This window comes from Nonomuraea turkmeniaca, from assembly GCF_005889735.1.
GTDB lineage: Bacteria > Actinomycetota > Actinomycetes > Streptosporangiales > Streptosporangiaceae > Nonomuraea > Nonomuraea turkmeniaca.
This window is the reverse complement of the sequence record NZ_VCKY01000035.1, coordinates 12,015-23,862: the sequence shown is the minus strand read 5'-3', so window position 1 is coordinate 23,862 and position 11,848 is coordinate 12,015. Positions and strand designations below refer to the sequence as shown.

At 71.2% G+C, this 11,848-nt stretch carries 8 protein-coding genes; 2 read left to right on the top strand and 6 right to left on the bottom strand.

What is annotated here, in order from left to right:
• Positions 1–2: 2 nt before the first annotated feature.
• From ETD86_RS13170 to ETD86_RS13160, 3 genes are all read right to left on the bottom strand, one after another.
• Positions 3–950 (bottom strand): radical SAM protein, encoded by a 948-nt coding sequence (locus ETD86_RS13170; protein WP_138666422.1) that lies wholly within the window; start codon positions 948–950, stop codon positions 3–5.
• A gap of 55 nt (positions 951–1,005) precedes the next feature.
• Positions 1,006–3,087 carry a Gfo/Idh/MocA family oxidoreductase gene (locus ETD86_RS13165; RefSeq protein WP_170223061.1) on the bottom strand — a complete coding sequence of 694 codons (2,082 nt, stop codon included), beginning with the start codon at positions 3,085–3,087 and terminating at the stop codon, positions 1,006–1,008.
• Positions 3,088–3,353: 266 nt separating this feature from the next.
• Complete coding sequence (locus ETD86_RS13160) at positions 3,354–4,844, bottom strand: aldehyde dehydrogenase family protein (RefSeq protein WP_138666420.1); 1,491 nt, start codon at positions 4,842–4,844, stop codon at positions 3,354–3,356.
• 111 nt (positions 4,845–4,955) lie between these two features.
• Here ETD86_RS13160 and ETD86_RS13155 point away from each other — a divergent pair, with 111 nt between their 5' ends.
• Both ETD86_RS13155 and ETD86_RS13150 read left to right on the top strand, forming a co-directional pair.
• A complete protein-coding gene (locus tag ETD86_RS13155) occupies positions 4,956–5,795 on the top strand; it encodes an IclR family transcriptional regulator (protein WP_211370015.1) in 840 nt (279 codons plus the stop codon).
• Positions 5,796–6,204: 409 nt separating this feature from the next.
• Entirely contained in the window at positions 6,205–7,668 is a 1,464-nt protein-coding gene (locus ETD86_RS13150; RefSeq protein WP_138666419.1) for an aldehyde dehydrogenase family protein, read from the top strand.
• 63 nt (positions 7,669–7,731) lie between these two features.
• On the opposite strand, the gene ETD86_RS13145 is transcribed toward ETD86_RS13150, so the two are convergent.
• Genes ETD86_RS13145 through ETD86_RS13135 form a run of 3 tightly spaced genes read right to left on the bottom strand, consistent with a single transcriptional unit; the run spans position 7,732 to position 11,365 of the window.
• Positions 7,732–9,879, bottom strand: coding sequence for a xanthine dehydrogenase family protein molybdopterin-binding subunit (locus ETD86_RS13145; RefSeq protein WP_246147882.1), 2,148 nt, complete (start codon positions 9,877–9,879; stop codon positions 7,732–7,734).
• 5 nt (positions 9,880–9,884) lie between these two features.
• Complete coding sequence (locus ETD86_RS13140; RefSeq protein WP_138666417.1) at positions 9,885–10,874, bottom strand: FAD binding domain-containing protein; 990 nt, start codon at positions 10,872–10,874, stop codon at positions 9,885–9,887.
• On the bottom strand, positions 10,874–11,365 hold the full coding sequence (locus tag ETD86_RS13135) for a (2Fe-2S)-binding protein (RefSeq protein WP_138666416.1): 492 nt from the start codon (positions 11,363–11,365) through the stop codon (positions 10,874–10,876). Before ETD86_RS13135 ends, ETD86_RS13140 begins: the two co-directional genes overlap by 1 nt.
• Between the last annotated feature and the right edge of the window lie 483 nt (positions 11,366–11,848).

Here is an 11,848-nt window from a genome sequence, read left to right as displayed (position 1 = left end):
GATCACGTTATCTTGTACTTCTCGCAGAAGTAGGGGCACTCCTTGTCGACGCAGACCGACGGGTCCTCACGGCGTTCGAACCAACCCTCCGCGACGTTGCCGATCAGGTCGGCGGGTCCGCAGCGGTATATCGCGGCATCGGGCATGATACGGACGAATCGATGTCCCGCCCCGCACATGACGCCGCGGTAGTCCGGCCGATCATGCAGGAACAGTGGGCCGTCCATGAACGGGTTGACCGAAGGCGGCTCCTTCCTCGCGGCGAACTGCGTGGCGTAGTGATCGGCGGCGCGGCGGGCGTAGGCGAGGAACAGCCGGCGTTGGTCGTCGGTGTAGTCGCGGGGATAGGTCCGGCCCTCATATGGTCCCCGTAACGCCTTCGGGATCAGCGTGACGCCCCGATCGGCATATTCCTGCCACATTTCACCAAATGTCGGGAATAGCCGTGGATCCATGACGACGGATGCGAAAACCGGGAATCCTGCGTTCTTGAATAACATGACGTTCTCGATGAAGCGGCCCCGCCCCGATTTCAGGGCTCGCTGTTCCTCATGGACCCCGCAATGGACGAAGTCGACGTGTTCCGGGTCCACCGTCTCGGTGAACGCCCGTATACGCGGCGAATCGGCGTTCGTGTTGATGCTGATGTAGTGCCGCCGGGTCAGAGATTGGCACAGTCGGAGGAAACCCGGATACATGAACGGTTCGCCACCGGTCAGGTGTAGCAGCCAGACGAGCCCCGTTCCTTCGAAGAACGAGGCCAGCCGGTCCACTGTCGCAGGAGTGGAGATCTTCGCCCCCAGCGCGTCCACGTCCCAGAAGCAGTACGCGCAGCGGTAGGCACAGGTGCTCATCAGCACCCAGTCGGCCTCGATGTCGTAGGGCGGCTCGTAACTGACCTCGGACCAAGGCACGAAGGTGGCCCGTTCAGCGGGGGTCGGAGTCCTCATTACTCGATGAGAAGCGCATTCGGCGAGTGTGGCAAGGCTCAGACCACACGACGCGTCACACCGCGTGCGGAGCGGCGGGATCGGGAGCGCCCTGGGACGGCGTCGCCGCCTCCATCACCGAGGCCAGGGAGACAGGACGCCCCGACGCCGCCGAGCCGTACGCAGCCTCGATCATGGCCTGCACGGCGATCCCGTCGCCGATCTCGACATCTGGTCGCTCGCCGCGCCGCACCGCCACCGCGAACCGGTTCACGGCCAGCGTCTTGAGCTCCACTGCTGAAGGCTGATACGACGGCGATTCCCCAGGGCCCGTCTCGGCCGGTCTCACGTCCTCTGCGGCGAGCAGCGATGTGGCCGACATCCGCGGCAGGACCTCCACGTGACCCGCCTTGCCCCAGACCCGCAGGGCGGAGCCGGGTCCCCCCACGACGCTCGCCGACCCGACCAAGGTCGCGACGGCGTCGCCGAACCGGACCATCAAGCTCACCAGATCTTCCACCTCGGGCGCGACGTCCGAGGGCAGCGTCCGCGCGAACACGTCGTCGGCTTCGCATCCCAGCAGGAAGCGGAGCACGTCGAGGTGGTGGATCACGTTCATCATGAGGAAGCCGCCGCCGGCGCGGGCTCTGGACATTCTCCAGGTGGACGTGACGCGGTGGCTGAACCCACCGTAAAAGTAGGAGGGCGGCTTGTCGATCAGGTAGGTCGAGACCGCCCCCGTCGGTGCTCCGAGCAGACCGGCGCGGATCGCGGCCGCCGCGCTCCTGACCCGGCGGTCGAGGCGCAGGGGGAAGAGCATCCCCAGCGTGCCCGTCGCCGCTCGCGCCGCGTCGGCGACGCGCAGCGCCGACGGCAGATCCACCGCCACCGGCTTCTCCAGCAGGACGTGTTTTCCCGCGTCCAGCGCGGCGACGGCCAGCGGCTCGTGCATGTCATGCGGCGTAGCGACGATCACCGCGTCGACGTCGCCCCGCTCAAGGAGCTCGGTCATGGAGGCGACGGCGCGCCCGCCGCAATGCCTCGCGACATCCTCGGCCAGGCGTCTGACGGGGTCATAGCAGGCCACCAGCTCCGCCTGGTCCGCGCCGGCCACGGCCTGGCCGTTGGTCATGCCGATGTCACCGCATCCGGCCAGGCCGTACCGGAGGGGTTCGACGCGCCCGGACACGGACCGTCGGACGGCGGCGGGTGCGACAGGGGCTTCTCGGCGCCACTCGAAGACGGCTCCCACGAACGACCGATCGGACGCGAGCCTCCTGTACGCCATCGGCGCGTCCCCCGCCGCGTACGGCACGAGCACGTCGGAGAAGGCCAGCCGCCGCCCGGCCAGATGCGCGAAGAACTCGGCGGTGAACTCCGCTGCCGCGTCCTCGGCGAGCGTGGCGATGTGCGCCCCCACCAAGGAAAGCCCACGCTCGTAGAGGGCGCCCGCGGGCATCGGGGCCAGCGACGCGCGCGGCGAACCCAGGACGACCACCCTTCCGCCGTCCGCTGCGCTGGCGACCGCGACCGCGAGTCCTTCCGGCGTGCCGGTCACGTCCAGCACCAGCGGGCAGCCCGCCGCGGTCCCGCTGCCGGCGATCCGGAACAGGGTGCCCTCCTCGCGCCGCGCCGCCCAGGCTTTGGCATCCGACGCGGCCACGGCCAGGCGGAGAGAGGATCCCCGGGCCGCCGCGATCCGGCGCGCGACGATGCCGAGCAGGCCCGCGCCCACGACTGCGACAGGCTCGCCCGGCCGGTACCCGCCCATGGCCAGGCCGTGCATGGCGGTCAGGCCGAGCTGCCAGAGCGCCGCGTCCGCCGCCGTCACTCCCTCGGGAACGGGGTGCGCCGCGCGCGCCGGGACGACGACCCGGCTCTGGTGCGGCGCATCACGCAGCGCGACCCGCGTCCCCTCGGGAAGGCCGGGCGAGGCGGTCGTCACCCTGCCCGCCGCCAGATAGCCCGGGCTGTGCGGGAAGGAGACGTCCGCCGTCGGCAAGCCGAGAAATCGAGCCCGTTCGGTCCCCGAACTGGTCACGCTGACCTCAACGTCGACGGCCACCTCCCCTGGGCCCGGCGCGCCGAGGTCGACGTTCCCGTCGACCTCGGCCATCCCTCGCCGCGGCCACCGGATCGCGCGCACCTCCGCGGACATCTCGCTCGGCCCCTGCAGAGCCGGCCGGGTGTCAGGTGAAGAGGGACGATCCGCTGAGCCGGACATAACGCCTCCGCTGCGTCCTGTGCGGGGCCTCGTGCCGACCGCCGAAACCATCGACGCTCACTTCGCCGTCGCCGTCAAGCCGGCGCTGGGACCCGTGGACTTGCCCGGACACACCACCCGCCGGAAGGCTTTCCGGTGTGTTTGTCCGCCGAAGCGTTGCGGAGCGCTGTCGCCGCGTCATCACGTTCGATTGACGAGGCTCAGAAGGGGAAGGTGCGGTCCTGGTCGCGGACGGTGATCCACTGCAGCTCGCAGAACTCCTCGGCCGCGAAACCGAGCCCGAACCGGCCCCACCCGCTGTCCTTGACCCCGCCGAACGGCATGTGCGGCTCGTCGTTGACGGGCTGGTCGTTGACGTGCACGATGCCGACGTCCAGGGCGGAGGCCAGGCGCAGGCCGCGGCGGCCGTCGCCGGTGATGACGGAGGCGGCGAGGCCGAAGTCGGAGCCGTTGGCCCGGGCGACGGCCTCCTCCGCCGAGTCGACCGCCTCCAGCACCACCACCGGGCCGAACGTCTCGCCCTGCGCGATCTCGGCCTCGTCCGGGACGTCGGTGAGCACGGTGGCCGGGTAGCACGGCGGCGCGGGGACGCCGCCGGCCAGGACGCGGGCCCCGAGCCCGACCGCCTCCTTGACGCGGCGGTCGACGAGGGCCAGCGCCCACTCGTTGATCACCGGGCCGACGACGGTCGCCGGGTCGGCCGGGTCGCCCGTCGGCAGCGCCGCCACTCTCGCCGCGAACCGCGCGGCGAACTCCTCGGCCAGCGGGCGTTCGACGTAGATGCGCCGGGCGCACATGCACACCTGCCCCTGGTGCACGAACGCGCCGTAGGTGGCGGCGTTCACGGCGTACTCGAGGTCGGCGTCGCCCGCCACGATGAGCGGGTTCTGCCCGCTGAGCTGCAGCACCACGCGCTTCAGGCGCCGGCCGGCCTTCTCGGCGAGCCGCCTGCCGGTCGGCGTCGAGCCGGTGAAGTTGATGCGCTTGACGAGCGGGCCGGCGAGCAGCGCGTCGGCGACGGTGGCGGCTTCGCCCGGGGCATGGGTGACGACGTTGAACGCCCCGGCGGGCAGGCCGGCCTCCTGGAGGATCTCCGCCCAGAGCGCGCCTCCCGTGTACGGGGACTCCTCCGACGGTTTCAGCACCACGGTGTTGCCGAGCGCGAGCGGCCCGATGGTCGCCCGTCCGCCGAGGGCGAGCGAGGCGTTCCACGGCGCTATCGCCGCGACCACGCCCACGGGACGGCGGACGGCCATCGCCTGGGTGCCAGCGGTGTCGGAGGGCAGCAGCTCCCCGGTCGGCCGGTAGGCCAGGTGGGCGGCCTGCCGGAGCAGCTTGACCGCGAAGCTGAGCTGCTCGCCGCCGAAGTGGCGGCCGCAGCCGGTCTCCGCGGCGAGCGCGGCGAGCACCTCGCCGCGGCGGCCCTCCAGGAGGTCGGCCGCGCGCAGGAAGATGCGCTGCCGCTCCACGGGCAGCGTCCTGGACCAGCCGCCGAACGCCTCGTGAGCGGCGTCCACCGCCCGTTCCGCGTCCTCGCCGTCCCCGGCGGCCACCTCGCCGAGCACCTCGCCCGACCAGGGGGAACGGTTCGGGTACGTGCGGCCGGAGCCGGACTCCACCCAGTCGCCGCCGATGAAGTGCCCGATGCGCGGCCTGGGCCAGCCGCACCCGGTGCGCTCCGCTCCGGCCATAGAGCCCCGATCTCCTCGCTCGTGCCGGTCCGGCCAGAAGCGTTCGAACGATCGGGCCCGGCTGCCAAACGGTTCTAATAGTTAGCACGATAGGGCCGTATTCTGACGCTCGTGACCGATGCCGCCTCCCCACGCCCACGCTCTCGCGCGACGGCCGAGTCCTCCGCCGCCTTCTCCGTGTCCCTGGAACGTGGCCTGCGCATCCTGTCCGCCTTCAGCGGGGACCGCGCCGTGCTGGGGATCGCCGACCTGGCGCGGGCCGTCGGGCTCAACAAGTCCACGACCTACCGGTACGTCGCCACGCTGACCAAGCTGGAGTACATCCGGCAGGACCCGGAGACGAAGAAGTACTTCCTCGGCCCGCGGGTGGTGGACCTCGGGTTCGCGGCGATCGACTCCATGGAGCTCACCAAGGTCGCCGGACCCCTGCTGCAGGCCCTGGCCGACGAGACCGGCTACACCGTCAGCATGGGGTTGTGCGACGGGCCGGACGTGGTCTACGTGGACCGCAGGCGCAGCGGCCGGCGCAGCTCCCTGACCATGGATCTCAACCTGCACGTGGGCTCCCGGCTGCCGGCCTACTGCACCTCGATGGGCAAGGTGCTGCTGGCGTACAAGGATCCGGCGACGCTGCGGCAGATCCTCGACCGCACCGACATGGCGCGCCGCGGCCCCAAGACGATCACCAACAGGGAGCAGTTGCTCGCCGCCCTCGCCAAGGTGCGCCAGAGCTCTGTCGCGGTCAACGACGAGGAGCTCGCGCCGGGACTGCGGTCGTTCGCGGCGCCGGTGCGGGACCGTTCGGGCGAGGTCGTCGCCGCGGTCAACATCGCCGTCCATCTCACTGTCGCGCCGGCCACCGTCGACGCGCTGGCCGGACGCCTCGAACCGGCGCTGCGGCGCACGGCCGCCGAGATCTCCAGGCGCCTCGGTCACCGCCCTCAGCCGTAGCCGGCGTTTCAGTAGGACAAATCGCGTTCGAACTTCTGGAACAGAGTGTTGCTCTGGTGTTAACGGGACCGTACGGTCGGCTCACCTTTCGCCACCAGAGGTCCGTGCGGCTCCCCGGCCACGGAGCGAGTCATCCCCCGGAGCAACCGCGGTGTGCCCAGGATCAGTGACGCCTGCGCGCACGCCGTCGACACAAGGAGTTTGGCGTGAGCGACACCTCTACGGGTGGCATGAACCGCCGTTCACGTCAGCCCCCAGACGGGGTCCGCCGGCCGGCTTCGCCACCGCCGACGGCTTCATGGTCAGAAGCGGTGCTCACGCCGCATGCGGGAGTGCTCACCTGCCGGCGGCCACTATCCATCACGGAGTCTGCCGGATGGCTTACTCCCCGATCTCATGAGGACTCCCTGTGGGACTGCTCGACAGCGTCGACTGGCACGGAAAGATCTTCAAGAACGGCACGTGGACGGCGGGACACGGCGGCGACTACGCGGTGATCGAGCCCGCCACCGGCGGTGAACTCGGCCGGATGGGGCTGGCGGCCCCGCAGGACGTGGCCGAGGCCGCGGTGAGCGCCGCCGAGGCGCAGAAGCAGTGGGCCGCGCTGCCGCACACCGCCCGCGCGGCCGTCCTGCGCAAGGCCGGTGACCTGTGGCAGCAGCACGCCGAAGAGATCAGCGGCTGGAACGTGCGCGAGGTCGGCGCGGTCCCCGGCATAGCCGGGTTCGCGCTGCATGTGGCCGCCGAGGAGTGCTACGAGGCGGCCGCGTTGCCCGGCCGGGCGATCGGCGAGGTGCTGCCGTCGGAGCAACCGCGGTTGTCCCTGGCACGGCGGATTCCGGCCGGGGTGGTGGCGGTGATCTCGCCGTTCAACGTGCCGATCATCCTCGGCGTCCGGTCGGTCGCCCCGGCGCTCGCGCTCGGCAACGCCGTCATACTCAAGCCCGACCCGCGTACGGCGGTCACCGGCGGCACGCTGATGGTCCGCGTGTTCGAGGAGGCCGGGCTGCCGCCAGGCGTGCTGCAGATGTTGCCCGGCGGCGCGGACGTCGGCGAGGCGCTCATCGCCGACCCGCACGTGCGGGTCATCTCCTTCACCGGCTCGACCCCGGTGGGCCGCCGCATCGGCGAGCTCGCCGGGAAACATCTCAAGCGGGCCCACCTGGAGCTCGGCGGCAACTCCGCGCTGCTGGTGCTGGACGACGCCGACGTGGACGCGGCGGTGAACCTGGCCGCCTGGGGTTCGTTCCTCCATCAAGGCCAGATCTGCATGACCACCGGCCGCCACCTGGTCGCCGACCGCCTCTACGACGACTTCGTGGAACGGCTCGCCGCCAAGGCCGGCGGGCTCTCGGTCGGCGACCCGGCCGCCGGCGAAGTGGCGCTCGGCCCGGTGATCGACGCGGGCCAGCGCGACAAGATCCACCACATGGTGACCGCCAGCGTCGGCCAGGGCGCCACGCTGGCCTCCGGCGGGACGTACGAGCGGCTCTTCTACCGGCCGACGGTGCTGGCCGGCGTGCCGCTGACCGCGCCCGCGTTCGCCGACGAGGTCTTCGGTCCCGTCGCGCCGGTCACCCGCGTCTCGTCCGCCGAGGAGGCCGCCAAGCTGGCCGCCGCCAGCGAGTACGGCCTGTCGCTCGGCATCGTGACCAGGGACGTGATGCGCGGCCTGGCCGTCGCCGAGCAGATCCCGACCGGGATCGTGCACATCAACGACCAGACCGTCAACGACGAGGCCAACGCCCCGTTCGGCGGTGTAGGCGTCTCCGGCACCGGCTCCCGCTTCGGCGGGGCGGCGGCCAACATCGAGGCGTTCACGGAGACCCGCTGGATCACCATGCGCGGCGAGCCGCCGCGCTACCCGTTCTGACCGGCACGTCCCGGCTGGGCCGGCCACGTCCGCGGCGTGTGCCGGCCCGCCGTGGCCTCCTCATCACAGGAGCTTGTCCAGGGTGATGGGGAGGTCGCGGATGCGCTTGCCGGTGGCGTTGTGGACGGCGTTCGCCACGGCGGCCGCCGCTCCGACGTTGCCGAGCTCGCCGATGCCGCGGGCGCCGAGATCGCTCAGCAATGTGTCCGGATAATTCAGGAACTCCACGTCTATAGGGGGAATGTCGGCGTTGATGGGCACCAGGTAGTCGGCCATCGTGGCGTTGCCGAACCGGCCCGTCTCCGGCTCGATGCGCAGGTCCTCCAGCAGCGCCTGGCCGATCCCCATGACGACGCCGCCGACGATCTGGCTGCGGGCCGTTGTGGCGTTGACGATCGTGCCCGCGTCCACCACGCACGACCATCGCGTCACCCGCGGCTCCCCGGTCCACCGGTTGACGCGCACCTCGCAGAAGTGCGCGCCGAACGACCTGAACGCGTGATCCCGTACGGGGTTCCGCGGCGACGTCGCCGTGGCCTCGACGGCTGCCACGCCCAGCGACGTCAGCAGCTCGCCGAACGGCATCCCGTCGCCGCCGCTCCTGACCTCCCCGGCCGAGAACGTGACCTCCTGGCCGTGGAACGGCGACTTCTCGTGCTCGGTCGCCAGCTTGACCAGCGCCTCCTTCGCGGCGTCGGCGGCCAGCTGGACGGCCGGACCGTTGGTGGAGGTCGAACCGGAGCCGCCCGCGTTGGCCGCCGGGGGAGTGGCCGAGTCGCCGAGCTCGGGCACCACCCGGCCGACCGGGATGCCGAGGCGGTCGGCGGCGAGGACGGCGAACACGGTGGACTGCCCGGTGCCGAGGTCCGCCGCGGTGCCCGACACCACCGCCCGGCCGTCGTCGCGCAGCCGTACGTTGATCGAGGCCTGGCCACGCCCCGCGCCGTAGGTCGCCGTCGCCATGCCCAGGCCGACCAGCCAATCACCATCCGTGACCGTGCCGGGCCGGGGACTGCGCCGCGACCAGCCGAACCGCTCGGCGCCCACCGTGTAGCACTCCGCCAGGTGCTTGCTCGACCAGGGCAGCCCGGTGGCCGGGTGGACGGGGGTGTCGTTCTTCCTGCGCAGATCGACGGGGTCCATGCCGAGCTCGCCGGCCAGCTCGTCCAGGGCGCTCTCCAGCGCGAAGGAGCCGTTGGACTCCCCGGGTGCGCGCATGATGGTCGTGGCCGGGACGTCCAGCGTGACGGCCTTCCTGCTCACGTGCAGGTTGGCCGAGCCGTACAGGGCCAGGGAGAGGTTGGCCGGTTGCTCGTGGAAGCCGTTCGAGGCCGACTTGCTGGAGACGCCGTCGTTCTTGACGGCCACGAGCGTGCCGTCCCTGGCGGCGCTCAGCGAGACGGTCTGGGCGGTGAGCGGCCGGTGCCCGACCACGGTGAACACCTGCTCGCGCGTGAGGACCGTCTTGACCGGGCGACCCAGGGCGCGGGCCGCCGCCACGGTCAGTGGAGTGTGCGGCCACATGTCCCACTTGTTGCCGAAGCCGCCCCCGACGTACGGGTTGATGACGCGGAACCTCGCCGGATCCATGGCGAGCGTCTCCGACAGGCGGTCCACGACCAGCCGGACGCCCTGGGTGGCGGTGTGGACGGTGACCTGGTCTCCGGTCCAGAACGCCACGGTGGCGTGCGGTTCCATCGCGACGTGCGTCTCGGCCGGGGTGGTGTACGTGGCGGTGACGGTGACGTCGCCGGCGTCCAGTGCCTCGTCGATGGAGGAGACCCCGTCGGCCAGCACGTCCACGACGGACGTGCCGACGGCGCTCGGCAGGCCGTCGGTGAAGGACGCTCTGGGGCGTTCGGCGTCGCACCGGGTGCTCACCAGCGCCGCGGCATCCCTGGCCTGTTCGAACGTCTCCGCGACGACCAGCCCGATGGCCTGGCCGTAGTAGCGGACGTCGGTGTTCTGGATCGGCGGGGTGAGCTCGCCGTTCTCCTCCTTGGCGTACGGGCGGAGCTCGAGCGGATGGAACGGGGTGTAGATCGCGATCACCCCGGGCGCCTTCTCCGCCTGCGCGGTGTCCATGGCGAGGATGGTGCCGCGCGCGACCGTGCTGGTGAGCAGGTAGCCGTACGCGAGCCCGTCCGGATGATGGTCGGCCGCGTACGTCGCCGCGCCGGTGACCTTGACCGGGCCGTCTTCCCTGTCCACCGACCTCATCGCGGGCCTGCCAGTTCCGTCAGAGCACGCAGGATCACGCGCTGCACGAGTGTCCCCTTGAACGCGTTTCCGGCCAGCGGGCGGGCTCCCTCCGCGGCGAGCGCCGCCGCTGCCTCATGGCTCTGACCGGCGCGCAGCGCCGCCTCGACGGCGGGCAGCCGCCAGGGCACGGTGCCGACGCCGCCGACCGCGACCCGGGCGTCGTGGACGGCGCCGCCGCGGAGATCGACCGCGACGGCGGCCGAGGCGAGCGCGAACTCGTACGACTGGCGGTCGCGGACCTTGACGTAGACGGAGCGCCTGGCCCATTCCAGCGGCGGCACGATCACTTCCGTGATGAGCTCGCCGGGCCGCAGCACGTTCTCCACGTGCGGGGTGTCGCCGGGCCGCAGGTAGAAGTCCGCCAGCGGCACTGTCCGCTCGCCGTCGGCTCGGGCGTTGGCGTTCCCGGCGGCACCGCGCAGCCGTACGGAGGCGTCCAGCGCGACCAGGGCAACGGCGACGTCGCTGGCATGCGTGGCGGCGCAGGAGGCGCTCGTGCCCAGGATGGCGTGGCCTCTGTTGTCGCCGCTCTGCGCCGGGCAGCCGCTGCCTGGCGCGCGCTTGTTGCACGGTGTGGCCACGTCGCGGAAGTAGCCGCAGCGCGTCCGCTGCAGGAGGTTGCCGCCGATGCTGGCCATGTTGCGCAGCTGCGGTGAAGCGCTGGAAAGCAACGCCTGCGAGATGAGCGGGTAGCAGGCGGCGACGGCGTCGTGGCGGGCGATGTCCTCCATCCGCTCCAGCGCGCCGATGCGCAGGCCGTCAGGTCCGAGCCGGATCCCGTGCAGCGGGAGGCGGTTGATGTCGATGAGCTGCTCGGGGGCGAGCACGTCGAGCTTCATCAGGTCGACGAGCGTGGTGCCGCCGGCGACGTACGCCGAAGTGTCCCCGGCCAGGCCGAGGGCGTCGGCGATGTCGCGAGGAGCGGCGAAGTCGAACGCGCGCATCAGGATCTCGCCTGCTTCACGGCCTCGACGATGGCCGGATAAGCGCCGCATCTGCAGATATTGCCTGACATGGCCTCACGGATCTGCGCGTCGGTGGTCGCGTGCCCCTCGCGCAGCACGGCCACGGCCGACATGATCTGCCCCGGCGTGCAGAATCCGCACTGGAACCCGTCGCACTCGATGAACGCCCGCTGCACCGGGTGCAGTTGATCGTCCTCGGCCAGGCCCTCGATCGTGGTGACCTCCCGGCCCTCCACCATGGCCACGAGGGTCAGACAGGACAACACCCGCCTGCCGTCCACGTGCACGGTGCACGCCCCGCACTGCCCGCGGTCGCAGCCCTTCTTCGTGCCGGTCAACTGCAGGCGCTCCCGCAGGGCATCGAGCAGCGTGGTCCGGGGGTCAACGCGGAGACGCTCGGCGGTTCCGTTGACCTTGAACGCCACCTCGACCTGGCCGTCCACGGCCTGTCGTTGCGAGGAGAGATCCATACGGCCGAACGTTAAGGTGTCATGCTGATCCGGTCAAGACTAGACATCGGATGATTTTTCGTCAGGACTGCTGGCTTCTGGGCGAAGGCATGCTGATGGCGGGACGTTTCCTCCGATGACTGACGGGGGGCGGCCGGAGGCGCGGTGGCGCCAGGCCGCAAGCCCTTGAGGCCTGGGGAATCTCACGTATCGTCGAACGTATCCCAGCTGCTCCATGCCTTGTTTCGGCCTGACCCATCCCTGCCGGAGGACCTCTTTGATGGGAAAAGTGCTCGTGGAAGTACGGCCGGCGGACGGTGCGGCATGGGGCGACGACCTCAGCGCCTACGCGGGCGCGCTGGACGCGGGGTCGACGTCGCCGATCCACGACCCGGCGAGGGCGTCAAGCTCCCTGACGGTGATCAGCACCAGGAGGTCCTGCAGGCCTGCGTGCGAGAAACCAAGTGATCATGAGCACCGCCGGGCCCGGGGGCCGGAACCCCC

What these genes read in the sequence shown, in the direction of transcription:
- ETD86_RS13170 (WP_138666422.1), bottom strand. Translation starts at nt 950, where the DNA reads ATGAGGACTCCGACCCCCGCTGAACGGGCCACCTTCGTGCCTTGGTCC.
- ETD86_RS13165 (WP_170223061.1), bottom strand. Translation starts at nt 3,087, where the DNA reads ATGTCCGCGGAGGTGCGCGCGATCCGGTGGCCGCGGCGAGGGATGGCC.
- ETD86_RS13160 (WP_138666420.1), bottom strand. Translation starts at nt 4,844, where the DNA reads ATGGCCGGAGCGGAGCGCACCGGGTGCGGCTGGCCCAGGCCGCGCATC.
- ETD86_RS13140 (WP_138666417.1), bottom strand. Translation starts at nt 10,874, where the DNA reads ATGCGCGCGTTCGACTTCGCCGCTCCTCGCGACATCGCCGACGCCCTC.
- ETD86_RS13135 (WP_138666416.1), bottom strand. Translation starts at nt 11,365, where the DNA reads ATGGATCTCTCCTCGCAACGACAGGCCGTGGACGGCCAGGTCGAGGTG.